The sequence below is a fragment of the Pseudonocardia sp. NPDC049635 genome, assembly GCF_040659795.1.
In the GTDB taxonomy this organism is placed as follows: domain Bacteria; phylum Actinomycetota; class Actinomycetes; order Mycobacteriales; family Pseudonocardiaceae; genus Pseudonocardia.
Genome location: NZ_JBFAON010000038.1, coordinates 17,600 through 41,092, shown reverse-complemented (window position 1 = coordinate 41,092; position 23,493 = coordinate 17,600). Strand labels below are relative to the sequence as shown.

Genomic DNA, 23,493 nt, shown 5'->3' with positions numbered 1-23,493 from the left:
GCCGGTGCTGCGCTCGCCGTCGCCCTCGGTGGCTACCCCGCCGTGTTCGGCCTGCTCGCCGCGATCGCCGCCGTCGCCGCGGTCCTGGCCGCCGGCACCGTTGCGCACCCCGTCCGCGGTGGCGGCACCGGACTCCGGCAGCCCGGCGTCCCGTCCCCGCCGCCCGCGGCGGCCGGGCCGGACGAGGTGGGCCACCGCTGATTCCGGTCGCTGCGGCTTCCCCGGCCGTCGCTGCGCTCGGGCACGCCCGTCTCTGCCCCGGGGAGGTGAGGAGATCACCCGTCCCCGCACACGGTCCGAGGCCTGCGTTAGTGACCTGTTGGGTGTTACCTGTCGGTCGGGCGTTGCCGGGCGTGCTCGAAGAGCTCGATCGCCCGCTTGGTGAACAGCGCCATCGCCGCGCCGACCATCGAGAGCCCCTCCTCGCCGCCGGCTGTGATGCGCACCGCGGCGCCGCCACGGGTGAAGGAGCCCAGGGAGTCGCTGTGCCACAGCGCCGCCCACCGCAACGCGTGGGCGTTTCCGCTGTGCATGCGCCAGTTCAGCCGGTAGGCCGTGACCAAGGCGGCGTCGTCGGTGTGTGAGGCCGCGATGTAGTCCTTGGCCACGTGGTCGATCACCGTGGTGTCGTCGGGGACGCGGGTGACGTCCTTGGCCGTCATATCCAGGGTGGCGCCGGCGGCGATGGCCCGGGCCATGGTGTCGTCACAGCGCTCGACCTGGCGCTGCCAGATCGCCCGTCTCGTTGGTGCATCCCGGGTTCCGGGGCCCGACTCGACCTCGTACAGGGCGGTACGCTCGCGCGCCGCTTCCAGGTAGGCCATTCGCAGCCCACGCCGCTGCCGCTCGGCGCGCTCGGCGGGCCCGAGCATCCACAAGGCGTGGGCCGCCGCGATCACCCCCGAACGGGCCACGGTGTTCGGTGCTGTCGGGAACCCGACCCCACCGTTCACCAGCGGGTACAGGAAGAACTCCAGGTGTTCGACCGCGTGCGCGATCCGGTAGGCGATCAGGTGGCTGGGCGGCGGCTCCGCCAGGACCGCATCGTCGACGGCGAGGATACTGCCCGGGGCCGCCACCTGCGGAGACTCGCGGTAGCGCTTCCAACTCTCGCACTGCTCGGCGATCCAGTTCAGGCGCTGTGGCGCGGTAAGCCGCCACGGGGACGGCATGTCCGACATGCCCGACACGCTAACCACGCGCACCGACACGTCCAGGCCACCGCCCCGCACCTGCCCGGCCCGCTCCCGGCGCGAACCCAATCGGATTCGATGCACGTCGAAGTTTCCACGTCATCCACTTGCGTCACTGGTTTGATACTGGTGAAGATAGACACATGTCGAACTCACTGCCGCTGCTGGTCTCCTCCGCGGCCACCCGCGCCCCGCTCAACCCGGTCGAGGCCGCCGAGCTCGCGGTGGCGTTCAAGGCCCTCGGTGACCCGGTGCGGTTACGGCTGCTGTCGCTGATCGCCGCCCATGAGGGTGGAGAGGCGTGTGTCTGTGACATCTCCGGTGCGTTCGAGCTGACCGGGCCGACCATTTCGCACCACCTCAAGGTGCTGCGCGAGGCCGGCCTGGTCACCAGTGAGCGCCGCGCCACCTGGGTGTACTACCGGGTCCATCCGCAGAGCGTCGCGTTGCTCGCCGACGTCCTGGTCCCCGCCGGCTCCCCCCTGCGCAGCACCTGTGCCCCAGCGGGAAGCGAACTGCCCGCGTGAGCACCGTCCCCGACGCCACTGCTGGCCGGCCCGGGCCGGCCGGTGATGCGGTCGTGAGGAAACTGTCCACCCTCGACCGGTTCCTGGCGGTGTGGATCCTGGCCGCCATGGTCACCGGCCTCGGCGCCGGACGGCTGATCCCCGGCCTCGGCGAGGCCCTCGACGCGATCGCGATCGACGGGATCTCGCTGCCGATCGCGCTCGGTCTGCTGGTGATGATGTACCCGGTGCTGGCGAAGGTCCGCTACGACCGCCTCGACACCGTCACCGGTGACCGCAGGCTGCTGGTCACCTCGCTGGTGCTCAACTGGGTCATCGGCCCGGCGCTGATGTTCGCGCTGGCCTGGCTGATGCTTCCCGACCTGCCCGAGTATCGCACCGGACTGATCATCGTCGGGCTCGCCCGCTGCATCGCGATGGTCATCATCTGGAACGACCTCGCCTGCGGGGACCGTGAGGCGGCCGCCGTGCTGGTCGCGCTGAACTCGGTGTTCCAGGTCGTCATGTTCGGTGTGCTGGGCTGGTTCTATCTGGTCGTGCTGCCCGGTTGGCTCGGCCTGCCGGTCATCGACGTGTCGTTCTCCACCTGGGACATCGTGAAGTCGGTACTGGTGTTCCTCGGGATCCCGCTGCTGGCCGGGTATCTCACACGCCGGTTCGGGGAGAAGACCAAGGGCCGGGTCTGGTACGAGGAGAGGTTCCTGCCGCGGGTCGGGCCGTTCGCGCTCTACGGGCTGCTGTTCACGATCGTGCTGCTGTTCGCGCTGCAGGGCGACGCGATCACCTCCCAGCCGCTCGACGTCGCCCGGATCGCACTGCCGCTGCTGGCCTACTTCACCCTGATGTGGGCCGGCTCCTATGCCGTCGGCTGGGCCCTCGGGATGGGTTACGAACGCGCCACCACACTCGCGTTCACCGCGGCGGGCAACAACTTCGAGCTCGCCATCGCGGTGGCCATCGCCACGTTCGGCGTGACCTCCGGCCAGGCGCTGGCCGGGGTCGTCGGACCGCTGATCGAGGTCCCGGTGCTCATCGCACTGGTCCATGTGTCGCTGTGGCTTCGCAACCGCCTGTTTCCCGCACCCCACGATGTCGTCTCCCGCACCTGATCCACCACGTCCACACCACCAATCACCCGCCGAGGAAGTAGGCCCGCCATGCCCAGCCCGTGGCACCGCGACACCCTGTCGATCGACCAGCAGATCGCCCTGACCACCGCAGCCACGAATCTGGCCCGGGAGTTCGACGACATGTTCGGCACGGAGACCATCGAGCGATTCCTGCACTCGTCCTACGACGAGTTCGCCGGCCGCGCGGTCGTGCTGAACTTCCTGCCGCTGCTGGCCGAGCGCTTCGCACGCCAGCGACTGCGCGCCCTGGCACGAGTAGAGGGCCGTGGCAACGACGGGCGACCGGTCGCGCTGTTCCTCTGCACCCACAACTCCGGCCGATCGCAGATGGCACTCGCCTTCTTCACCCACATCGCCGGGGACCGCGCCGTCGGCTGGTCGGGCGGCTCGTCCCCCGCGCACACGATCAACCCGGCCGTCGTGGCCGCCATGGCAGAAGTCGGCATCGACATCAGCACCGAGTTCCCGAAGCCGTGGACCGACGAGATCGTCCGCGCCGCCGACGCGGTGATCACCATGGGCTGTGGCGACGCCTGTCCCATCTTCCCCGGCCCACGCTACGAGGACTGGGACATCGCCGACCCCGACGGCCTCGACCTCGACGCCGTCCGTCCGATCCGAGATGCCATCGAGCAGCGGGCCCGGGAGCTCGTCGACGAGCTGCTGGCCACCCCTGTCTGACCTCGAATCCCACCCGACGCCACCGATCCGGGAGAACACCGTGATGGCCGACTCCGTCCCTGAAGTACTGTTCGTCTGCGTCCACAACGCTGGCCGGTCCCAGATGGCCGCCGCCCTGCTGGACCACCACGCCAACGGCGCCGTCCGGGTCACCTCGGCCGGCTCGGCCCCGGCCGACAGCATCAACCCTGCCGCGCAGGAGGTCATGGCCGAGATCGGCCTGAACCTGGACACCGAGTTCCCCAAGCGCCTGACCACCGAGGTGGTCGAAGCGGCCGACGTCGTGATCACCATGGGCTGCGGTGACGCCTGCCCGGTGTTCCCCGGCAAGCGCTACCTCGACTGGCAGCTGAGTGACCCTTCCGGCAAGACCACCGAGGAGATCCGCCCCATCCGCGACGACATCGACGCCCGGGTCCGCGACCTGCTCACCGAACTGACCGGCACCCCCACCAAGTCGAGGGCCTCATGACCGAGACACCAGCGGTCCTGTTCGTCTGCGTCCGTAACGGCGGCAAGTCTCAGATGGCCGCCGGGCTCATGCGCACGGCCGCCGGTGACCGGGTCGAGGTGCACTCTGCCGGTACCGAGCCGGGGGCGAGGGTCAACGCCTTGTCCGCGCAGGTGCTCGCCGAACTCGGCACGGATATCAGCGACGAATCACCCAGGTTCATCGACTCCGACCTGCTCCAGCGTGTCGACCTCGTGGTCACCCTTGGTCGGGGCGCCCGGGTCGACGCCGGCGACACCGAGGTCCGCAACTGGGACACCGACGAACCCTCCTCCCGCGGGATCGAGGGAATCGACCGCATGCGCCTGATCCGTGACGACATCGCCGCCCGGGTCGACGACCTGCTCGTGGAACTGACCGGCTCGAGTCCGAACCCGTGACCCGACTTCCCCAACCCTCGAGCACCGCGCCCCGTGCGGGCTCAATCGTTGCAGGCGAGCCCTGCTCATCCTGGCCCGGTCGACACCCGGTGAGCGTTGTGAGTCCGCCCGAACTGGACCTGCGTACGAACCGAACCTGGGCTGCCTCGCCGCCCGCGCGGTGGGTTCGACGACGGCGTCGTCACAGTGAGGGCCGCCCGAGGCCGACGCGCTCACCCACGAGTACCTGTATGGGCGGTGGCGTGCTGTGCGCTCTACCTGTGTGCGTGGTGCGGGCACCACCACCCCGACGCCGCCCCCATCACTCGCCGCGACGCAGCCGTCATCCGGGCGCGGCGCGCCGATCAGGCCACCCAGCTTGAAGCGGGCAGGCAGATCGGTATCCGGATGGCCCGACCTGATCGTCGAGTAGCGGCCGGGCCGAGCTCATGTGGGGGCGAAGCGGCACCTGCCAGGCCCATCCCCCTCTCGTCAGGCGAGGCGCCGGAGGGTGACGCCACCGTCGGTGGATCGTTCGACGCCGTGTTCGGTCACGACCGTCAGCTGTCCTCCGGGTTCGGCGGTGATCGCCTGTGGGGGGCTCGCGGTACCGCCGCGTCGCTGCCAGGTCGCACCCCGGTCGGTGCTGGCGTGCAGCGCGCCGTCCGGTCCGATCCCGTACACGGTGCCGTCATCGGCCCAGGCCAGGTAGGCCAGCGGCGGGCTCCCGGTGACGGTGGTGAGGGTGGTGCCGCCGTCGCTACTGGCCATGAGCCCGTTCTCGGTGGTGGCCAGGATCCCGGCGCCCCCGGGGGCCAGGGCGATGTCGAGGGCTTCCAGCGGGGCGCGTTCCTGCCAGGTTCGTCCGCTGTCGTCGCTGGTCATCAGCAGTCCACGGGTGGCGTCGAGGCCGATGACGACCGTGCCGTCGACGTCGAGCGCGTGGAAGTCGACCAGGCCGTGCAGGCTGATCGGCTCCCACGTCGCACCACCGTTGGTGCTGCGGACCAGACCGAGCGGGTTCGGTGTGCTGGTGTCCTGGGGGGCGGGGTGGCCGCTGGCCAGATACGTCACCGGCCCGGCGACGGTGAAGCCCATCAGATCCGGTCCGCCGGTCGGTGGTGAGTCTTGGCGCGGGGCCAGTGTCCCCTCGGGGGTGAGGCCGAACAGGCCGTGGTGGCCTGCGATGAGGATGGCGCCGTCGGCGGGGTCGATACCGACTTCATGGACGTGACCGACCTGTTCGAACAGGTCGGTGGCGCTCGGGGCGGTGACTGGTTGAACCGGTCCGCCGCACCCCGTCAGCACTACGGCGACGCCTACCGTGAGCAGCGCGTAGGCCGGGCGGGATCGAGTTCCGTGGGGGTGCGGTCCGTGGGGTGCGCTGGATGCCTGTCGATCATCAACATGTGGGGCCTTCTTCAAGCCGGGGCGATCTCCGGTATCGCTGGGATCTCGGCGGGTCGAGCCGTGAACAGGATGTGGAGACAGAGGTGGTTGCGCGTTCGGCGAGTCGTCCGGTCCGCCCGGTCGCGCGTCATCGACGGTCACCCCTGCCGCGCGCCGGTCGGTGGGGGGCGCCGGAAGACAGCGCCTGCAGCGCGCATCCGAGCATGCAGCGCAGAACTGCGCGGCCGGGTCCGGACGTGGCGATCGTGATCACAACAGACATCGGACCTCGAGCAGCAGACCGGCTCGCGCTCGTCGCCATCGGACAGCCTCCTTCGTCGATACGGGCGGGGGGGTATGGCACGGCCCACCGTAGATACCCCCCGCCCGTATCGGTCAGGGTGAGGTGGCCTGTCGGTGCTGACTCACCCTGACCGGGAGTCGTCAGCCGAGGAGCTCGCGCATCTCGGCGATCTCTGCTTCCTGGGCGTCGATGATCTGCTGGGCCAGGGCCTTCGCCTCGGGGTTGACCCCGTTGGCGAGCTCGGCCTGGGCCATCTGCACCGCACCCTCGTGGTGGGCAATCATCATCTCGAGGAACATGCGGTCGAACTCGGCACCGTTGGCCTGCTCGAGCTGGGCCATCTGCTCAGGGGTCATCATCCCGGCCATGCCGCCGTGGCCCATGCCGCTGTGGTCCATGCCGCCGTGTCCCGTGCCGCCTTCACCCATTCCGTCCTGGTCGGCTCCGTGGCCCATCGACTCATGGTCCGTCCCGGGCATGGCGCCAGGTGCGGGTGCGCCCCAGGCGGCGAGGAAGGCCTGCATCGCGGTGATCTCTGGGCCTTGGGCCTGCTCGATCTCGGAGGCGAGACGGCGGACGTCGTCACTGCCGGCGCGCTCGGTGGCCAGCGTGGACATCTCCACGGCCTGCTGGTGGTGCGGGATCATGTCCTGGGCGAAGGCGATGTCGGCCTGGTTGTGCTCGGCCGAGATCGCCGCGCTGTCGGGAGCGGCGCTGATGGCGGGTGCCGGGCTCGCGGGCGCGGCGCTGCCGGTGGGGTCCCCGCCGCCGCAGGCGGCCAGGACGAGGGCAGCAGTCAGTGTCGTGGCCGCGGCGGCCACGGTGGTGATCTTCATGTGTGGTTCTAGCTCTCCGTGTCGTGAACGGGTGATCGGCCCGGTTCCGGCGCTCTGTCGCGCCGGGGGCCGATCAGGTCCGCATCACGCAGAGCTGGGCGAGTCGTCGAGGGACCGGAGGTGGCCGCTGGACCGGCCTGTCATGGGCCCGACGGCGCGACGGGGAGACCGATGCCGGAAGCGCGAGACGTCCGAGGAACAACCACGCCGCGAGCAGCGCGAGCCCGGCTGCGGCCAGCACCGCCAGGCACAGGTGCAACCCGTGGGCGGTGTCGTGCTTCTCGTGGCCGGGCGGCGTCTCGTGCTGGTGAGCGGCGACCGTCGGCAACGCGGCCGGGGTGGGCGGTGTCTCGGCTGCATGGTTCGCACGCTCGGTGGTGACCGCTGCTGTCCCGTGGCCGGTCTCGATCGCGGATGCCGGAACCGGTGCGACGAGCGCGTGCATGCCCACGACGCCGAGCAGGACGGGCAGGACCAGCACTAGCAGTCGCAGCCGGTGTCGCCTGTTGCCCACGGCGGTCACGGTACCGGTGTGGCTGCGCGGCCCGTGCAGGCCGGGCGCACCCGCCATGGCGGGTGCGCCCGGCAGGGTTACCGGCCGTACCCGCGTCCGATCGTCCCGACCGTGGGTGTTCATGTCGCGTCGGTGTCGTCGGCGGTCGCGGTGAAGGCGGGCAGCAGGATCGCTTCGATGAACCGCGGGGCCTGCTCGGGGTCGAGGCGTCCGTTGTGCACTTCCTCGGCTGCACCGTTCACCACGACGTGGGTGGTGGTCAGCAGCCACGTCACTGGCAGGTCGCGGCGGAACGCGCCTTCGCGTTGGCCGCGGAGCAGGAGGTCCCGCATGCGGGCCTCGGCCTTTTCGTGCATGTCGCGGATGCGGGCGGTGGGAAGCTCCTTCTGCGCAGCCGCCAGCAGGGCGCGGGACTGGTCGACGAGGAACCAGCTGGAGGTGACCAGCCGCCGGAACGCCTCGCGCGCCTCGCCTTCCACGGGCACCTCGCGCAGCACGTCTTCACCACGTTCGATGCTCTCGACCAGAGCGGCGTCGATCAGCTCGGCGCGGTTCTGGAAGTGCCCGTACAGGGTCATCCGGCCCACCCCGGCCTCGGCGGCGATGTCGGCGACCGAGGCGTCGGGGTTCTTGCGGATCGCGGTGACCGTCGCAGTGAGGATCTTCGTCCGGTTGCGCTGGGCGTCGGCGCGCTGATTCGCCGCGCGCGGTGCGCTGACCGGTGCGCGCCGGAGGCGGCCCGGAACCGCGTCCTTCTTGGTCGGCATGCTCCACCTCATAACTCGTACTGGGGTGCATGAGTTATCGTAACCCGGCCATATCCCGTACAGCGATGATTGAGTTCCGGCCCTCCCGTCAGGGCGGCGTCGGAGGTGAGGCGAGAGGAGCGCACGACGATGATGAGGACACCCGCACGCACCGGAGGTGGGTCATGAGTGGCGCGCCACCCACCTCGGCGCCCGGGGCGAGTGCGCGGCAGTGGTGGGGTCTGGCGGTCCTGGTGACGCCTTCGACGCTGTTGTTCATGATGCTGACCATCTTGTTCCTGGCTGCGCCGAACATGGCAGCGGAGCTGAACCCGACCAGCACGCAGTTGCTGTGGATTCTCGACATCTACGGGTTCGTCATGGCCGGGTTCCTGGTCGCGATGGGGGTGCTGGGTGATCGGGTGGGTAAACGCCTGCTGATGGTGATCGGCGCGATCCTGTTCGCGGCGGTCTCCGTGGCGGCGTCGTTGACGACGGTCCCGGAGTTGATGATTGCCTGGCGGGCCGTTCTGGGGCTGGCAGCGGCAATGATGATTCCCGCGACTCTGGGGTTGATCTTCGTGTTGTTCGCGGATGCGAAGCAGCGCGGGGTGGCGATCGGGGTGTGGGCCGGGGGAATTTCCGCCGGTGTGGCACTGGGCCCGCTGCTGTCGGGGTTGCTGTTGGAGGTCTTCGGTTGGCAGGCGACGTTCCTGGTGGCGGTTCCGGTCATGGCGCTGGTGGTCCTCGGAGCTCCTCTGCTGGTGCCCGAGCACCGGGACCCCACCGCGCGGATCGACCTGTTCAGCGCGTTGCTGCTCGTCGGCGGACTGTTGGCGACCATCTACGGGATCAAGCGTTTCGCCGCCCAGGAGCCGGTCGGCCCCTCGATCGGCCTGCTGGCTACCGGGATGGCGACCGGGTTGTGGTTCGTGATCCGCCAGCTGCGGGCCCAGATACCGCTGCTGGATGTGCGATTGTTCGCCAATCGCACCGTCAGCGGTGCGCTGGTGGTCTTCCTGCTTTCGGCCGCTGCGCTGGGCGGGGTGTATTCGCTGTTCACCCAGTACCTCCAACACGTGCAGGGGCTCTCCCCGCTGCAAGCCGGACTCTCGATCCTGCCGGCCGCTGCCGGGCTGATCGTGGTTGCCACGCTGTCCCCGGTGCTGGCGCGCCGGTTCCGGCCCGGGAACGTGATCGCCATCGGACTGCTCACCCAGGTCGCCGGCTACCTGCTGTTCACCCAGCTCGACTCCGACACCGGCCTGGTGCTGGTGATCGCCAGCTTCGTGATCACCTACCCCGGTGTCGCGCCTTCCATGGCCCTGACGACCGACCTGGTGGTCAGCTCGGTGCCGCCACAGCAGGCCGGTGGCGCCTCGGGTCTGGCGACCACCGCCAACGACCTGGGGATCTCCTTGGGGGTCGCGGTGATCGGCAGCGTCGGGATCGCCGCCTACCGCGACCGGATCGGCGGTTCGGTGCCCGATGAGCTGCCCACCGGTGCCGCGGCGATGGCATCGGACAGTGTCGACGGCGCACTGGCCACCGCGGGGCAGCTGGACGGCCCCCTCGGCGAACAACTCCTCACTGCAGCCCAGAACGCCTTCACCGGTGGCCTGAACGCCGCCGCGCTCGTCTCCGCGGTCATCGCGGTGCTCGCAGCAGTCATCGCCGCCACTCGCCTGCGTCACGTCCCTCCCACCGGTCAGGCCCGACCACTCGTCGAGGGGACCGCTCCTGGTTGAACTTATACCCCCGGGGGGTATATCGTCGGTGCGTCAAGTCGTACACAGGTGAAGGAATTGAGTGGAGTGTCGAGCATCGAGTACACGGTGAGCGGGATGAGCTGCGGGCACTGCGAGGCGTCGGTACGTGAGGAGGTCTCGCGTGTTGCGGGCGTGGCCGATGTCGAGGTCAGTGCCCAGACGGGGCGGTTGGTCATCACCGCCGAGCAGTCCGACCGGCCGGTCGACGACGCTGCGGTGATCGCGGCGGTCGCCGATGCGGGTTACGCCGCGGCCAGGAGCTGAGATGAACGCGCCTGCGCGGCTGGGCCTGTACGGGGCGGGGTTGGTGGCCGTGTTCACCGTGGCGTTCACCGCGGCCGGCGCGGTCGTCCCCGACGAGACCGTGCAGGCCTGGAGCGCCGAGGTCTCCGAGCAGCATCACAGAACAGCAGAGGCAGACGCCGAGACCGACGCCGGCCCCCGGCACCACGACGGCGGTGCGTCGCTGCTGGGGCTCGGTCTGGCCCAGGTCGGCTACCAGCTCGTCACCGTCGACACACCGACCTCAACCGACACCGACGGTGAGATCTCACTGGCCGTGACCGGCCCCGACGGTGCGCCCGTGACGGACGTCGAGCTGGAGCACGACAAGGAGCTGCACCTGATCGTGGTCCGGGCTGACGGGCAGCACTTCCGCCACGTCCACCCGGAACCGGGCGCCGAGGGCACCTGGACCGTTCCGTGGCAGTGGGAGGCAGCCGGGACGTATCGGATCTTCGTCGACTTCGTTCCTGCCGCGACCGGTGAGGCGCTGACGTTGTCGACCACGACGCAGGTCGCCGGTGACTACCACCCGCAACCGGCCGATCGCCCGGTCACCGAGACCACCGTCGCCGACTTCGAGGTCACCGTGGACGGTGAGCTGAGGGCGGGCCAGGCCAGCGCGTTGACGCTGACCGTCACCCGTGACGGTCAACCGGTCACCACGCTGGAGCCGTACCTGGGTGCGTTCGGTCATCTGGTGATGTTGCGTGAGGGGGATCTGGCTTACCTGCACGTCCACCCCCACGGGCACGCCCCCCGGGTCGGTGAGACCTCGGGACCGCACATCGTGTTCGAGACCACCGCCCCCACACCGGGCCGGTACCTGCTGTTCCTGGACTTCCAGGTCGACGGACAGGTCCACACCGCCCCACTGGTTGTCGACGTCACTGCTGCCACCCGCCCTGATATCGCCGGTGGTGGCGCGAGCACCAGTGACGGGCACGGTCACGACGAAAACGGAGAAGGGGAAGGGGAAGGGGATGGCCACTGACCGCGCCAGTGCCGAGGTGAGTCTCACCGGGGTTGAGCTGCAGATCGGTGGCATGACCTGCGCCTCGTGCGCGAACCGGATCGAGAAGAGCCTCAACCGGCTCGACGGTGTGAGCGCGAGTGTGAACTACGCGACCGAGAAGGCCGTCGTCACCGCCCCGGAGGGTTACGATCCGCAGCTGCTGATCGCGGAGGTGGAGAAGGCCGGTTACTCCGCCGAACTCCCCCCTTCGCGCGGGGGCACCGCCAGTGCTCCCGTCGAGGAGGACGAAGCGAGGGGGGACGCCGAGATCAGGGCGCTCAGGCAGCGTCTGATCGGTGCGGCGGTGTTGTCGGTGCCGGTGATCGCGATGGCGATGATCCCTGCCCTGCAGTTCGACTACTGGGGCTTCGCCTCGCTGGTGCTCGCCGCTCCTGTGGTGGTGTGGGCGGGCTGGCCGTTCCACAAGGCGGCCTGGGCGAACCTCAGGCACGGTGCGGCCACCATGGACACGCTGATCTCGGTGGGCACCATCTCGGCGCTGCTCTGGTCGATCACCGCCCTGTTCTTGGGTTCAGCAGGTCAACCCGGGGTCGTTCACCCCTTCGAGTTGACGATCTCGCCTTCTGACGGGCTCGGGCACATCTACCTGGAGGTCGGCGCAGGGGTGATCACCTTCATCCTGCTGGGCCGATACTTCGAGAAGCGCTCCAAGCGCCAGGCCGGCGCCGCTCTGCGCGCACTGCTCGAACTCGGCGCGAAGGAGGTCTCGATCCTCCGCAACGCCCCGGATGGGAACACGACCGAGGAGCGGGTCGGCATCGACGAGCTCAGCGTCGGGGACGAGTTCGTGGTCCGGCCGGGTGAAAAGATCGCCACCGACGGGGTCGTCACCTCGGGCAGCTCGGCGATCGACGCCTCGATGCTCACCGGTGAGTCCGTGCCGGTCGAGGTCACCGTCGGCGACAACGTCACCGGTGCCACGGTCAACGCCGGGGGCCGCCTGGTCGTCAGGGCCATCCGCGTCGGTTCGGACACCCAGCTGGCGCAGATGGCGAAGATGGTCGAGGACGCCCAGTCCGGCAAGGCCGAGATCCAGCGCCTGGCCGACCGCGTCTCCTCCGTGTTCGTGCCCGTGGCGATCGCAGTCGCGGTCGCCACCCTGGGCGGATGGCTCGGCGCCGGGTTCCCGGCCAGCGCGGCGTTCACCGCGACGGTGGCGGTTCTGATCATCGCCTGCCCCTGCGCCCTGGGCCTGGCGACACCGACGGCGTTGCTGGTCGGTACCGGACGCGGTGCGCAGATGGGGGTGCTCATCAAAGGGCCCGAGGTGCTGGAGTCCACTCGCAAGGTCGACACGATCGTGCTGGACAAGACCGGCACTGTCACCACCGGCAAGATGACCCTCACCGAGGTCATCACCGCCGACGGGGTGGACGCCACCGAGCTGCTCCGCCTGGCCGGTGGCCTGGAGGACTACTCCGAACACCCCATCGCCCGAGCCGTCGCCGCCGCAGCCATCGCGGAGGTCGGTGACCTGCCGGCCCCGGAGTCCTTCGAGAACATCGAAGGCAAGGGTGTCCAGGGTGTCATCGACGGTCATGCCGTCCTCGTCGGTCGCGAGGCACTGCTCAACGACTGGTCGATGCCCCTCGGTGAGCACCTGGGGGCCGCGAAGCGAGCCGCCGAGGCCAAGGGCAAGACCGCGATCACCGTCGGCTGGGACGGTCGGGCACGTGGGGTGCTGGTCGTCTCCGACCGGATCAAACCCACCTCCGCCGAGGCGATCGCCCGGTTCAAGCAGCTGGGGTTGGCCCCGGTGCTGCTGACCGGGGACAACCAGACGGTCGCCGAGCAGGTCGCCGCTGAGGTCGGCATCACCGAGGTCGTCGCCGAGGTGTTGCCCAAGGACAAGGTCGACGTCATCGCCCGCCTCCAGTCCGAGGGCAAGGTCGTCGCGATGGTCGGTGACGGGATCAACGACGCCCCCGCCCTGGCCCAGGCCGACCTGGGCCTGGCGATGGGCACCGGCACCGACGTGGCCATCGAAGCCGCCGACATCACCCTGGTCCGCGGTGACCTCCGCGCGGCCGCCGATGCGATCCGGTTGGCACGCCGGACCCTGCGCATCATCAAGCAGAACCTGTTCTGGGCGTTCGGCTACAACACCACCGCCATCCCGATCGCCGCCTTCGGGCTGCTCAACCCGATGCTGGCCGGAGCGGCCATGGCCTTCTCCAGCGTGTCGGTGGTGGCGAACAGCCTGCGCCTGCGCAGGTTCCGGGCCACCGCTGACGACCAGGCCGCCCCCGCGGGCAGCACTCCTGCCCGGCCCGGACCTGAACCCCGAACCCTGGCCAACCGGAGATGACACGGCCACGATGGCTGCACACGACGCCCCACCAGCCGCGACAGCCACTCCAGCCGCGGCAATCATGGCCACGATGCTGCCTCTGGCGGTTGCGGAGACCACTCCCACGGTCGAGAACCTGGCCGGCGCGAACGGGCTGCGGTACCCGGTGCGGCCCACCTGCTGGTCTGCTGCGCTTGTGCAGAGGACGACGACGCGGACCGGGCCTCGACTTCGGCCGAACACGAGGGCCGGGGAAGATCATGGCGATACGGTCCACCGACGCGCGGTGGACCAGTGCCGAGGGACGACCGAGGCCCTCGACCTGGACTGCGGTGTCGGCACCGAGGTGCTCTCACCGACCGACGTGGAGTGCCTCGGCGCGGCCACCGCCACGGGCCGCGGAAACCGTCCACGGCGTCGACCACCAGGCCGGTGGGCTGGCCGTGGCCAGCCACATGCGTCGTCGACCTGAGATCGAACCCGTGAACGGACCCGCCACCGCCACGCCCCCGCCAGCACCAGATCCCACCCGAGCAGGAGAGACGAGACCGGTATGAACACCACACCCAGCGGCCGCCATCAGCGCGAGGGCGGGCGCACCAAGCACCACCGGTCTGAGCAACACGGACACGACCACCTCGCGCACCACACCCCCAGCGGCCAGGTCGACCCCGCGCACCACGGACGGCCGGACCGCCGCGGGCCCACGGGACACGGTGGCCACGACGATCACCGCAAACACCTCGACCACAACGGCCACGGCGGCCACGGCGGCCACGCCGACCACGCGGGGCAGTTCCGGCGACTGTTCTGGATCATGCTGGCCCTGGCCGTCCCCGTGGTCGGGTTCAACGAGATGTTCGCCCACCTGATCGGCTACCACCTGCCTGAGGCCACGTGGGTGTGGTGGGTCTCCCCGGTGCTGGGCACGGTGATCTACGCCTGGGGCGGTCGACCCTTCCTCACCGGTGCGATCAGCGAGATCCGTGCCCGCAAGCCCGGCATGATGCTGCTGATCGGGCTGGCGATCACGGTAGCGTTCCTCGCCTCCTGGGGCGCCAGCCTGCACCTGCTGGATCATGATCTGAACTTCTGGTGGGAGCTGGCGCTGCTGGTGGTGATCATGCTGCTGGGTCACTGGATCGAGATGCGTTCCCTGGCCCAGACGACCTCCGCCCTGGACTCGCTGGCGGCGCTGTTGCCCGACGAGGCCGAACGGATCGACGGCGAGGACGTCGTGAAAGTCCTACCCGCTGACCTGGTCGTCGGTGACGTCGTCATCGTTCGTCCCGGATCGGCGGTGCCCGCCGACGGCAGGATCGTCGACGGGGCGGCCTCGATGGACGAGTCGATGGTCACCGGCGAGTCCGCGACGGTCCGCCGCGAGGTGGGAGACGCGGTGGTGGCCGGGACCGTGGCGACCGACTCCGGGCTCCGGGTGAAGGTGACCGCCACCGGCAACGACACCACCCTGGCCGGCATCCAGAAACTCGTCGCCGACGCGCAGGCCTCCTCGTCCCGAGCTCAGCGGCTCGCCGACACCGCCGCGGCGTGGTTGTTCTGGTTCGCGCTCGGCGCAGCCGCGATCACCGCCGTGGTGTGGTCGCTGGTCGGCCTGCCCGAGACCGCAGTGGTGCGCACCATCACCGTGCTGGTCATCGCCTGCCCCCACGCGCTCGGCCTGGCGATCCCGCTGGTGGTCTCCATCGCCACCGAACGCGCCGCCCGCGGCGGTGTCCTGGTCAAGGACCGGCTCGCGCTGGAGTCGATGCGCACCGTCGACGTGGTCCTGTTCGACAAGACCGGCACCCTGACCAAGGGCGAGCCCATCGTCACCGCCGTCGAGCCCGCCGGCAACCGCGGCCGGGACGAGGTGCTGGTCCTGGCCGCCGCGGCCGAGTCTGACAGCGAACACCCCCTGGCGCGGGCGATTGTCAAAGCCGCGGGCGAGCGTGAGCTCCGCACGCCGACAGCGAGCGATTTCTCCTCCTCCCCAGCGGTCGGGGTCAGAGCCACCGTGGACGGCACCGTGGTCGAGGTCGGCGGCCCTCACCTGCTCGACCAGCACGGCCTCGACGAGCTCGACATCGTTGCCGCCTGGCGGGACGAGGGCGCGATCATCCTCCACGTCCTGGCCGACGGCCAGATCATCGGCGCGCTGCGGCTGGCCGATGAGATCCGGCCCGAGTCCCGCGATGCGGTCGAGGCCCTGCATGCCACCGGCACCCAGGTCGTGATGATCACCGGTGACGCCCAAGCCGTCGCCGAGACCGTCGCCCAGGACCTCGGGATCGACCGCGTCTTTGCCGGTGTGCGCCCCGAGGACAAGGCTGCCAAGGTCGCCGAACTCCAGGACGAGGGCAGCAAAGTCGCGATGGTCGGCGACGGTGTCAACGACGCTCCCGCCCTCGCCCAGGCCGACGTGGGGATCGCCATCGGCGCCGGTACCGATGTGGCCATCGGCTCGGCGGGGGTGATCCTGGCTTCCTCCGACCCCCGCTCGGTGCTCTCGGTCATCGACCTCTCCCGTACGAGCTACCGCAAGATGAAGCAGAACCTGTGGTGGGCCGCCGGCTACAACCTCCTGTCCGTGCCCCTGGCCGCCGGAGCGCTGGCACCCGTCGGATTCGTGCTGCCCATGAGCATCGGCGCCCTGTTGATGTCCGCCTCCACCGTCGTCGTCGCACTCAACGCCCAACTCCTACGCCGCCTCGACCTCACCCCCGAAGCGAGCACCACCAAAATCCTGGGCCGCACACCGCAGGAACAGTCGACCGACACCGGCCGGCACACCACGATCACGAGGAAAGAACACTCGCCATGACCACCACAGACCCGCCGACATTGCAGGCCCGCACCGACCACAGCATCCAGGGGCCGGACCCGCGGCATCCACCGCCCGATCGGCGAAGACACCTGTCGCAGCGGGCAGACCCCTCGCACCTGCGTTTTCCGCGGATGATGGTCCGGACAGCCCGTTCGCAACCGGGACCGACCACAAACGCGCTTGCCCGGTGGCGTGGTTCAGGTCTGGGGGCGCTGCAGGGCCCGGACCCAGGTCCCGGTGGCGGTCTGGAGGAGCCCGAGCTCGTGCGGGGCGACACAGCGCCCGCCGGCACGGTGGGCGTCCCACAGCGCGGCGTCGTCGAAGACATGCCCGCAACCACCGAAGCGGCGACAACAGTGCGCCCGCTCGACCCCACCCCAGCTACGCCCACAACACACCAACCGCGCCGCCCGGTCCCGCCGGTGCGCGGCGGCGGTCACCGGGCCCTCGAGGGCAGACACCCCGGGCACACCGGACCGTCGAGGCGCCACCCCGCCGCGGTCAACCAACGGCGGGCCGGGGCGGGAAGATTGTCGAGGGTGTCGACAGCCAGGCCGCCGGCCAGCAGCGGGCCGTCACCGCAACGCAGACAGGTCAGATCAGTGATCGAACCGGTGGGGGTGCAGGAACGGCAGAAGCAGGCCAAGGTCGGGCCGTCCGGACCGGCGATGAGCCACTCGGCGCTCATCAGGACCTGCTCCATCGGCTCACACGGGGTGCGCCGACACCGGTCACACCGCCGCAACCCCACCCGCCCCGCGGCTCGCGGCACCCGGGCGGGGGTGGCCGAGTGGCCGGGTGCGATGTGGGAGGCCGAGGTGTACATCGATCACACTCCCGTGCATCGAGACGAGGCCGTACCGGACCTGCCCGGCAAGGGCACGCCCGCTCCACGAGATGTAGCCGATCCGGCCTGCACGCCCGCCGATGCGGTCACGGTAGACCGCCGGGATTCACCCGAGGCGCACATCGCGCGGCGTGTCGTCCGACGCGCCACGGTGACCGGCACCCGGTCGGATCGAGGCCGGCGATCGGGCAGCTGGGGTCACACCAGTCATCGGTGCAGGTCACCGCGTGGTACACGCGCTGGGGCCAGCTCACCCCACCAGCCTCGCAGGTCCCTCTGACACTCTCACCGCACCCGGGCGGCCCGGTGCCGGCGGGGCCGTCCGTCGTGGCCGCCGGGGGTAGGAGACCCGGACGGCCCCACGAACTAGCCTGAGACTACTCGACGCTTCCTATCTTGCCATTCGGGTAACCCATAGCTCTGAGATCTCACCCGGCACCGTGTCCCAGCAGTAGTAGCGGCCGTAGACGCCGTTAGCGACGCCATCCGCGCCGCCCGCTCGACATGCAGATATCGGGTTTGGTGTATCGTCCAGTGTATACGTTCGAACGTAGATATTGATGTTGCTGGGTGGAGGGGCGGTCCCGCCGTCCTGCATCACAGAAACCGATTCATGCGCGACAGATGGACTAGTCGCGCCTGATGCTGCAGCCGGACCTGTCAGGCCAAAGGACAGCAGGGTGGCGAGAAGTGCGCCAAGCACCATTGAACGGCCCACTGTGTGGGGGATCTTCGATCTTGCGTGAGTGTGCATCGCGTCTCACTGTTCGGTTAGATGTCGCTTCGACTAGAAAAGAACTACAGGGTCGCAAACCACTTAACCTGCAGATCGTCGATGAGTCAACCCCCGGTGCTTAAGACCTGAGCGGCATTGAACCGTTTCCATGTGGTGATCACGGGTTGGTCCTGGCCGGCGTGGCGGTCCCGGGACGTAGAGGAGCCCTGGTAGACGAGTGATCGCTGAGATCAACTCGTTGTCACCAGGAGCTCCGGTCCCCTTCCTTCCCGTCCGCGCTGTCGGTGTCCATTCGCGCGCTGATCAGCTTTGTGTGGCCGGCGATCTTCGCGGCGTCGACGCGGAACAGCTCGCCAACGGTGGCCCGCAGAAACTATTCGGATTGGCTTGGTCGAGATCGCCCCGCGCAACTCGGCCCGTTTAGCCCTGGTGATTCATGAAGCTCGCGATCGATCTTCTGTAGGTGCCGGTCAACCGGGGGAAGTGCGTGCAGGCGCGTGAACGCGGCCGCGAGGTCGATCGCCCAGGGCCAGGACTGCTGGACCCGGACCCAGGTAGCGCCAGCCGCCGCCGTCGGGGGATGTTGCCCAGCTTCTTAACGTGCACATGGAGCAGGTGGCCCGGTCCACGTGGGTCAGGCGGTGCAGCCCGGCGATCGGCCCAGCGTTTCGCCGTCGGCCATGCCACCTGGAACCGCTGCGCGGCCTGCGCGATCGGCAGCCCGTTCTCGACGATCAGGAGGGCAAGGTGCAGCCTGTGCTTCTCGGTGAGCGGGGCGTTAGCGTGAACCACGAGGACCTGCTGTGGTTGAGGTGCGGATGCCTTCGACAGCTCCACACGCTCCGTAGGAGGTCTTCGCCTTTCAAGATCAGTCAGGTCGTGTCGTCAGACGACCTCGACCCATGTCTGTGGTCAGTACACCTAGACCAGACGCCGTCCCGCTGACCAGCAGTGACACCCCACGATCACGCACGCGGCCACACGTAAGCTGCGGAAATCGGGTCCTGCATCCGCCTGACCGGCGCGATTTCTGCTTACGCACGGTGTTCGCCGACTCGACGAGGACGATTGGACGGCACCTGAGTACCTCGCCCAACACGGTTTTTGTGATTCAGGGAGCTGCTCCCCAGGATCCCGGACTGCGTGATGGATGTTGCTCAACGCTCTGGCGCTCGAGTATCGATACGTGGTCATCCAGGTCCTGGTTCTGGCCCAGTCCAAGGGCAACCCGTATGCGCTCGTCTGCCCAGCCCGCATCACGTGCCGCGTGGACAAAAGCGACTTCCGCCTGACGCCATGTCATCCGAGCTTCGGACAATCTGCGACACCAAGCATGTAGTACTTCTTTGGGTAACCGATTTGATTCTGGGTGAGAAGCGACAAGGGTCAATACAGTCAGTTCGTCGTCGAAGTCTGCCGCAAACATCGCCATGCCGCTTTCATTCAGCCACTTCCTGACGGTCGGATCCACGCGTGCTCCTCCTGCTTGAATTTGGCCCTAATGTGGTAACATCTGATATAATAGAGCGGCCGATTGGGAGCGGCTAGCCCGGACTGCGTGGCGCGGCCCGACATGAGACTCAGACCCGGCGCATCATCGGCCACCCGGGGGTTTCCGATGTACCGTCGTCAGGGGCCGGCAAGTCGCCGCCGCACGGGTCTTCGCTACTCGCGCTCGCCGGCCTGCCAGCGCCGGATCGCGTCCCGCGTCCCGCTCGTCGGGTCGACCGGCTCTGGCGACGACGAGCGCGACCGTCGTCCCCGCCGGGTGGACTGCAGGTAGGCCCGCCCCTCGTCGGTGGGGACGTGGTCGGCGTCGATGAGCCCGTACCGGCGCAGCCACCGAAGCGACCGCCGGTGCGCGGTCTCCACGGTCTGGGTGCCCTCGACGAGGCGGTAGAGGGTGACGCGCTGGAGCGGGGTGAGATCCACCCCGGCATCCTGCCCCCTCGGACCGCAGACAGGACCCTCAAACCCTGCTCTCGTGCTGCGCGACAGAAGCAACGTTATGTCGCGTAGCTACAGGATGCAGGGCATGTCGAGCATCTGACATATATGACCGTGAGGTGACAGCTATATCGCGTGCATGGGGTATCCTCGACTCATGACAGAACAGGTACCTGCCGGTCGCTCGGCGGAGGTCGTCGTCAACCAGGACGGCCGGGTCCTGATCCCCGCGCAGATCCGACGCGACTTACAGATGGATCCCGGAGCGACGTTGATCCTGTCGGTCGAGGACGGTCGAGTCGTGTTGGAGACCCGTGAACAGCTGATCGACCGGATGCGTCGGGAGATCGCCGAGTCCTGGACCGGGGACCCCGAGGGCTCGCCGGTCGACGAGCTGATCGCCGAACGGCGCACCGAAGCCGCCGCCGAGAACGCCCGATGACCCGCGACTCCGACCCGGCCGACGACGTCGGCCCGGCCTACCAAGTGTGGATGTGCGGGCGGCTGGACTGTGGCACCGAGCTCGAACCGTTCGGGCCCGGCCAACGGTCCTGCCCGGCCTGCGGCGAGATCTACGACGACGAGACCGGTGCACACCTGCCCGACCGCCACCCCGACCGCGACGAGGTCGCGCCTGCGGCCGGGCAGTCCTGGGGCGAGATCGACGGTGACCGATGACCAGCAGCGGCAGCGGCAGCGAGCGGTCCGCCGGGGCGGGCCCGTCGGTGCTCGACGCGTCCGCGGTCCTGGCGTGGTTACGCGCCGAACCCGGCGCCCAGATCGTCGACCGACACGTAGGCGGAGCCGTGTTGTCCGCGGTCAACCTGGCCGAGGTCCACCAGAAACTGGCCCAGCACGGCGTCGACGCCGACCGCGCCGTGACTCGCCTGCGCACCCTCGGCATCCGGATCGAACCCCTCGACGCCGCCGACGCCACCACCGCAGCCAAGCTGTGGCCGGCCACCCGCACCGCTGGGCTGTCCCTGGGTGACCGGTGCTGCCTGGCCCTGGCCGCCCGCCTCGACGGGCCCGCGATCACCGCTGATCAGGCCTGGACCGGACTCGACCTCGACATCACCGTCATCGCCATCCGCTAAAACCCACACCAACACCCCGGACTGACCGACTGCACCCCCTGTGACCGTGGCGGGCCCGTGAACGAGCACAGTCGAGGCGACGAGGGGCGGGCGGCGCTGGGTGGCTGGCCGGAGTTCCACGGCGACGACCTCGTCGCCGCGGTGGCCCTACGACGGGCCCCGCGACCCCGAGCTCAACGCGGCGGCGGCCGTGGCGCTCAGCGAGCTGGTGCGCTACCTCAACAACACCACCCGCTACCCCGGCGCACTGGGCTCCCCCGCCGCAGTGGTCCAGCTCGTCGCCACCCTCGAGTCCGCGGCCGCACGGTTGGATCAGCTGCTCGCGCACGTCGCCGGCCACCTCCCCGAGGCGTTCACCCTCTACGACGACCGTGGCGACCGGTCGGGGGCCGACACCTGCCGGGAGGTGGCCGGGGCGCTGGACCAGGCCCGGGTGGCACTCGGCCCGGTCGTGGCCGCGCTCGCCGCCGCGGCACAGGCCGGCAACCACCTCGGCCACCACTGACAGTGCTGCCGACCCTCGGCGACGGGGGACTGTCAACTTTCCTGCTCTGGCGCAGAAGCGGTGGTGTGCCGGATTAGCTGAGCAGAATGCGTCGGTGCGGTTTGGAGTCGTAGCCGGGGTCGCTGTAGAGCGGGACGGGTCGGCGCTGACGTCCTCTGTCCCTCGGCGCGCGCCGGGGTGAGCCGGCCGTGCCGATGCGCCGATATGACCTGCGGTTCGCACACAGGGCAGCCTTGTGGTGATCCCGGGGGGGACCGGCTCACCGGTCCGGCGGGACGCCAGGAGAAACGTCCCGCCGGATCTGGGGTCGAGGGTCAGCCGTTCGGCCGTTCCTCGATACCGGCCACGCCGGGCACGGTGCGTGGCACGTCGGTGATCCACTTCAGGCCGTCGTTGGGCTCTTGTTCGCAGCCGGCGATCGTGCAGCCCTGCGGCGCCTGGTCTCCCACGGCCAGGTAGGAGCCGGGTGCGGCATCGATCGGGTCGAGGAACAGCTGTGGGTCGAGGGCGAGGTCGGGTCCGGTCGGGCCCTCCCAGGGGCCGTCGGGGTTCGCGATGGTGGCGCGGACGTCGTCGGGCATGTCGGTGACCGCATCCATCAGCTTGCGGAAGAAGGTGAAGTAGCCCTCCTGGATGTGCGCCCCGGCCAGCGGCTTGGTGTCGCCGCTCGGGGTGTTCTCCAGGGTGTCGGGCGGGACCTCACCGCTGCGGGTGACGACCATGTCCAGGCTGGGGATGACGAAGGTGTGCTGGCCGTGCAGGCCGAACGAGAAGTACAGGTCCTTCGGCGCGGAGGTGATCCACGGCCCGGCCGGGTCGTAGGTGCGGCGCTCGAACAACGCCGCGTCGACCTGGGTCTTGCCCGGCTCGCAGGAGTTCAGCCAGGTCAGGAAACCGTAGCCGCAGTTGGCGTCGCTACCGGTCCGCAGCTCCGCCATGTAGGACTCGTCGATGACGCGCTCGCCCTGGTAGACGCCGTCATTGAGCATCAGCTCACCGAGCCGTCCGAACTCCAACGGACGCAGGAACAGCTTCGAGTAGCCGAGCGTGTTGCCCGAACGGTCACGCTGCCACCAGTAGGCGGACTCGGGGATCCCGAGCTTGTTCCAGAACTCCTGCTGCGCCCAGTCCTGGTAGTCCAGCTCCGGGTCCTGCTGCCAGATCGCCTGCTGGATGACGTAGTTCAGCACCGACGGGGTGGTCTGGTCGTACTGGAAGTACTCGCCCGGCTCATGCTGGATCTCCATCGACATGGCCTCGCGGGCGCGGGAGATGTCGGTGAACAGGTTGAGGCCGCGCGCCCAGTTCATCTGGACGCCGGTGCTCATCGTCAGCACCGAGCGGACCGTGATCGTCCGGTGTGCCTCGTCGCCGAGACCCTCGGGCAGGTAGTCGCCGATCGGTGCGTCGACCTCGATGAGTCCCTCGCGGACCGCGACACCGGCGATCAGAGCGGAAACGGTCTTGGTCTGGCTCCAGTTGATGCGGGGGACGCGCTCGAGTGCGGGGTCGAGCGCGGACTCGCCGGTGAGGCAGCTGTGCCGGAAGACCTTCACCGTCTCCGCGCCCTGCGAGGTCCAGTAGCCGATGGCCTCGTCGAGCTTGGCCGAGTCCAGGCCGACGGACTCCGGTGTCGAGCGCGGGTACTCGCCGGTCCGGGTCATCTCGCACTCACCGGAGTCGGTCACTTCCTGCGCCCCGGGAACTCCGGGGATAGGCAGCGGCAGTGCAGGAGCCGCGATCGCGGCTCCCGCTCCACCGGCCATGATCGCCGCCGTCACGGCGAGGACGGCGAGCCGTCGGCTCCTTCGCACAGTGCCCTCCCTGCGTCCTGCGCGGCGTCGTCGCACACGCTGCGGACCACAACGGGGCCGTTCGGGGAAGGTGACGATGACACCAACCTAAGGCGGTACCCGCCCCGGATGAACGGGGCGTCGATCGGGCCCTCCCCCGCGCAGATTCGCGCT

24 protein-coding genes and 2 pseudogenes are annotated in these 23,493 nt (G+C 69.4%); 15 read left to right on the top strand and 11 right to left on the bottom strand.

From position 1 onward, the window contains the following. Nucleotides 1–201 (top strand): annotated as a pseudogene (locus AB0J24_RS27390) (MFS transporter); the annotation flags it as partial. Nucleotides 202–326: 125 nt separating this feature from the next. Here the strand turns inward: AB0J24_RS27390 and AB0J24_RS27385 are convergent. Beyond that, nucleotides 327–1,211 (bottom strand): hypothetical protein, encoded by an 885-nt coding sequence (locus AB0J24_RS27385; protein WP_358686655.1) that lies wholly within the window; start codon nucleotides 1,209–1,211, stop codon nucleotides 327–329. A gap of 125 nt (nucleotides 1,212–1,336) precedes the next feature. On the opposite strand from AB0J24_RS27385, the gene AB0J24_RS27380 reads away from it, so the two are divergent. The 5 genes from AB0J24_RS27380 to AB0J24_RS27360 are packed head-to-tail and all read left to right on the top strand — an operon-like array spanning nucleotide 1,337 to nucleotide 4,422. Continuing rightward, nucleotides 1,337–1,720 carry a metalloregulator ArsR/SmtB family transcription factor gene (locus AB0J24_RS27380; protein WP_358686653.1) on the top strand — a complete coding sequence of 128 codons (384 nt, stop codon included), beginning with the start codon at nucleotides 1,337–1,339 and terminating at the stop codon, nucleotides 1,718–1,720. Nucleotides 1,721–1,773: 53 nt separating this feature from the next. Then, nucleotides 1,774–2,829: an ACR3 family arsenite efflux transporter gene (gene arsB / locus AB0J24_RS27375; protein WP_358686651.1), complete on the top strand. Its 1,056-nt coding sequence runs from the start codon at nucleotides 1,774–1,776 to the stop codon at nucleotides 2,827–2,829. A gap of 48 nt (nucleotides 2,830–2,877) precedes the next feature. Then, on the top strand, nucleotides 2,878–3,531 hold the full coding sequence (locus AB0J24_RS27370) for an arsenate reductase ArsC (protein WP_358686649.1): 654 nt from the start codon (nucleotides 2,878–2,880) through the stop codon (nucleotides 3,529–3,531). 43 nt (nucleotides 3,532–3,574) lie between these two features. Continuing rightward, the gene (locus tag AB0J24_RS27365) at nucleotides 3,575–4,003 is read left to right on the top strand and encodes an arsenate reductase ArsC (RefSeq protein ID WP_358686646.1); all 429 of its coding nucleotides are present in this window, start codon (nucleotides 3,575–3,577) and stop codon (nucleotides 4,001–4,003) included. Then, nucleotides 4,000–4,422 (top strand): low molecular weight phosphatase family protein, encoded by a 423-nt coding sequence (locus tag AB0J24_RS27360; protein WP_358686644.1) that lies wholly within the window; start codon nucleotides 4,000–4,002, stop codon nucleotides 4,420–4,422. Before AB0J24_RS27365 ends, AB0J24_RS27360 begins: the two co-directional genes overlap by 4 nt. 471 nt (nucleotides 4,423–4,893) lie before the next feature. Here the strand turns inward: AB0J24_RS27360 and AB0J24_RS27355 are convergent, their stop codons facing one another. The 4 genes from AB0J24_RS27355 to AB0J24_RS27340 form a co-directional block, all read right to left on the bottom strand. After that, nucleotides 4,894–5,709: a F510_1955 family glycosylhydrolase gene (locus tag AB0J24_RS27355; RefSeq protein WP_358686641.1), complete on the bottom strand. Its 816-nt coding sequence runs from the start codon at nucleotides 5,707–5,709 to the stop codon at nucleotides 4,894–4,896. Between the two features lie 525 nt (nucleotides 5,710–6,234). Then, on the bottom strand, nucleotides 6,235–6,930 hold the full coding sequence (locus tag AB0J24_RS27350; RefSeq protein WP_358686639.1) for a DUF305 domain-containing protein: 696 nt from the start codon (nucleotides 6,928–6,930) through the stop codon (nucleotides 6,235–6,237). A gap of 73 nt (nucleotides 6,931–7,003) precedes the next feature. Then, nucleotides 7,004–7,444, bottom strand: a complete 441-nt coding sequence (locus AB0J24_RS27345; protein WP_358686637.1) for a DUF6153 family protein — start codon at nucleotides 7,442–7,444, stop codon at nucleotides 7,004–7,006. A 119-nt stretch (nucleotides 7,445–7,563) separates the two neighbouring features. Then, nucleotides 7,564–8,211, bottom strand: coding sequence for a TetR/AcrR family transcriptional regulator (locus AB0J24_RS27340; protein ID WP_358686635.1), 648 nt, complete (start codon nucleotides 8,209–8,211; stop codon nucleotides 7,564–7,566). A gap of 164 nt (nucleotides 8,212–8,375) precedes the next feature. On the opposite strand from AB0J24_RS27340, the gene AB0J24_RS27335 reads away from it, so the two are divergent. From AB0J24_RS27335 to AB0J24_RS27315, 5 genes are all read left to right on the top strand, one after another. Further along, a complete protein-coding gene (locus AB0J24_RS27335; RefSeq protein WP_358686633.1) occupies nucleotides 8,376–9,938 on the top strand; it encodes an MFS transporter in 1,563 nt (520 codons plus the stop codon). A 66-nt stretch (nucleotides 9,939–10,004) separates the two neighbouring features. Continuing rightward, nucleotides 10,005–10,223 carry a heavy-metal-associated domain-containing protein gene (locus tag AB0J24_RS27330; RefSeq protein ID WP_358686631.1) on the top strand — a complete coding sequence of 73 codons (219 nt, stop codon included), beginning with the start codon at nucleotides 10,005–10,007 and terminating at the stop codon, nucleotides 10,221–10,223. Between the two features lies 1 nt (nucleotide 10,224). After that, nucleotides 10,225–11,235, top strand: a complete 1,011-nt coding sequence (locus AB0J24_RS27325; protein ID WP_358686629.1) for a hypothetical protein — start codon at nucleotides 10,225–10,227, stop codon at nucleotides 11,233–11,235. Further along, nucleotides 11,225–13,585: a heavy metal translocating P-type ATPase gene (locus tag AB0J24_RS27320; protein ID WP_358686626.1), complete on the top strand. Its 2,361-nt coding sequence runs from the start codon at nucleotides 11,225–11,227 to the stop codon at nucleotides 13,583–13,585. The genes AB0J24_RS27325 and AB0J24_RS27320 overlap by 11 nt, the downstream gene beginning before the upstream one ends. A gap of 535 nt (nucleotides 13,586–14,120) precedes the next feature. Beyond that, nucleotides 14,121–16,391, top strand: coding sequence for a heavy metal translocating P-type ATPase (locus AB0J24_RS27315; RefSeq protein ID WP_358686623.1), 2,271 nt, complete (start codon nucleotides 14,121–14,123; stop codon nucleotides 16,389–16,391). Between the two features lie 200 nt (nucleotides 16,392–16,591). Here the strand turns inward: AB0J24_RS27315 and AB0J24_RS27310 are convergent, their stop codons facing one another. The 5 genes and pseudogenes from AB0J24_RS27310 to AB0J24_RS27290 form a co-directional block, all read right to left on the bottom strand. Continuing rightward, nucleotides 16,592–16,855 (bottom strand): hypothetical protein, encoded by a 264-nt coding sequence (locus AB0J24_RS27310; RefSeq protein WP_358686621.1) that lies wholly within the window; start codon nucleotides 16,853–16,855, stop codon nucleotides 16,592–16,594. After that, a complete protein-coding gene (locus AB0J24_RS27305) occupies nucleotides 16,831–17,082 on the bottom strand; it encodes a hypothetical protein (RefSeq protein ID WP_358686619.1) in 252 nt (83 codons plus the stop codon). Before AB0J24_RS27305 ends, AB0J24_RS27310 begins: the two co-directional genes overlap by 25 nt. Nucleotides 17,083–18,528: 1,446 nt before the next feature. Continuing rightward, nucleotides 18,529–18,769: pseudogene (locus AB0J24_RS27300) on the bottom strand (helix-turn-helix domain-containing protein); the annotation flags it as partial. A 319-nt stretch (nucleotides 18,770–19,088) separates the two neighbouring features. After that, nucleotides 19,089–19,448 carry a hypothetical protein gene (locus AB0J24_RS27295; protein ID WP_358686616.1) on the bottom strand — a complete coding sequence of 120 codons (360 nt, stop codon included), beginning with the start codon at nucleotides 19,446–19,448 and terminating at the stop codon, nucleotides 19,089–19,091. A gap of 194 nt (nucleotides 19,449–19,642) precedes the next feature. Further along, on the bottom strand, nucleotides 19,643–19,909 hold the full coding sequence (locus AB0J24_RS27290) for a hypothetical protein (protein ID WP_358686613.1): 267 nt from the start codon (nucleotides 19,907–19,909) through the stop codon (nucleotides 19,643–19,645). Nucleotides 19,910–20,081: 172 nt separating this feature from the next. On the opposite strand from AB0J24_RS27290, the gene AB0J24_RS27285 reads away from it, so the two are divergent. From AB0J24_RS27285 to AB0J24_RS27270, 4 genes are all read left to right on the top strand, one after another. After that, nucleotides 20,082–20,366, top strand: a complete 285-nt coding sequence (locus AB0J24_RS27285) for an AbrB/MazE/SpoVT family DNA-binding domain-containing protein (RefSeq protein ID WP_358686610.1) — start codon at nucleotides 20,082–20,084, stop codon at nucleotides 20,364–20,366. After that, nucleotides 20,363–20,602: a hypothetical protein gene (locus AB0J24_RS27280; RefSeq protein ID WP_358686608.1), complete on the top strand. Its 240-nt coding sequence runs from the start codon at nucleotides 20,363–20,365 to the stop codon at nucleotides 20,600–20,602. The genes AB0J24_RS27285 and AB0J24_RS27280 overlap by 4 nt, the downstream gene beginning before the upstream one ends. Further along, nucleotides 20,599–21,021: a type II toxin-antitoxin system VapC family toxin gene (locus AB0J24_RS27275; RefSeq protein ID WP_358686605.1), complete on the top strand. Its 423-nt coding sequence runs from the start codon at nucleotides 20,599–20,601 to the stop codon at nucleotides 21,019–21,021. The genes AB0J24_RS27280 and AB0J24_RS27275 overlap by 4 nt, the downstream gene beginning before the upstream one ends. Before the next feature lie 100 nt (nucleotides 21,022–21,121). Beyond that, the gene (locus tag AB0J24_RS27270; RefSeq protein ID WP_358686603.1) at nucleotides 21,122–21,526 is read left to right on the top strand and encodes a hypothetical protein; all 405 of its coding nucleotides are present in this window, start codon (nucleotides 21,122–21,124) and stop codon (nucleotides 21,524–21,526) included. Nucleotides 21,527–21,840: 314 nt separating this feature from the next. Here AB0J24_RS27270 and AB0J24_RS27265 read toward each other — a convergent pair whose 3' ends face one another. Further along, entirely contained in the window at nucleotides 21,841–23,340 is a 1,500-nt protein-coding gene (locus AB0J24_RS27265; RefSeq protein WP_358686601.1) for a serine hydrolase, read from the bottom strand. Nucleotides 23,341–23,493: the final 153 nt, after the last annotated feature.

Excerpts from the sequence above, each read along its gene's own strand:
- AB0J24_RS27380 (WP_358686653.1), top strand. The coding sequence starts at position 1,337 with ATGTCGAACTCACTGCCGCTGCTGGTCTCCTCCGCGGCCACCCGCGCC.
- AB0J24_RS27370 (WP_358686649.1), top strand. The coding sequence starts at position 2,878 with ATGCCCAGCCCGTGGCACCGCGACACCCTGTCGATCGACCAGCAGATC.
- AB0J24_RS27365 (WP_358686646.1), top strand. The coding sequence starts at position 3,575 with ATGGCCGACTCCGTCCCTGAAGTACTGTTCGTCTGCGTCCACAACGCT.
- AB0J24_RS27360 (WP_358686644.1), top strand. The coding sequence starts at position 4,000 with ATGACCGAGACACCAGCGGTCCTGTTCGTCTGCGTCCGTAACGGCGGC.
- AB0J24_RS27350 (WP_358686639.1), bottom strand. The coding sequence starts at position 6,930 with ATGAAGATCACCACCGTGGCCGCCGCGGCCACGACACTGACTGCTGCC.
- AB0J24_RS27340 (WP_358686635.1), bottom strand. The coding sequence starts at position 8,211 with ATGCCGACCAAGAAGGACGCGGTTCCGGGCCGCCTCCGGCGCGCACCG.
- AB0J24_RS27335 (WP_358686633.1), top strand. The coding sequence starts at position 8,376 with ATGAGTGGCGCGCCACCCACCTCGGCGCCCGGGGCGAGTGCGCGGCAG.
- AB0J24_RS27325 (WP_358686629.1), top strand. The coding sequence starts at position 10,225 with ATGAACGCGCCTGCGCGGCTGGGCCTGTACGGGGCGGGGTTGGTGGCC.
- AB0J24_RS27320 (WP_358686626.1), top strand. The coding sequence starts at position 11,225 with ATGGCCACTGACCGCGCCAGTGCCGAGGTGAGTCTCACCGGGGTTGAG.
- AB0J24_RS27315 (WP_358686623.1), top strand. The coding sequence starts at position 14,121 with ATGAACACCACACCCAGCGGCCGCCATCAGCGCGAGGGCGGGCGCACC.
- AB0J24_RS27305 (WP_358686619.1), bottom strand. The coding sequence starts at position 17,082 with ATGAGCGCCGAGTGGCTCATCGCCGGTCCGGACGGCCCGACCTTGGCC.
- AB0J24_RS27285 (WP_358686610.1), top strand. The coding sequence starts at position 20,082 with ATGACAGAACAGGTACCTGCCGGTCGCTCGGCGGAGGTCGTCGTCAAC.
- AB0J24_RS27280 (WP_358686608.1), top strand. The coding sequence starts at position 20,363 with ATGACCCGCGACTCCGACCCGGCCGACGACGTCGGCCCGGCCTACCAA.
- AB0J24_RS27275 (WP_358686605.1), top strand. The coding sequence starts at position 20,599 with ATGACCAGCAGCGGCAGCGGCAGCGAGCGGTCCGCCGGGGCGGGCCCG.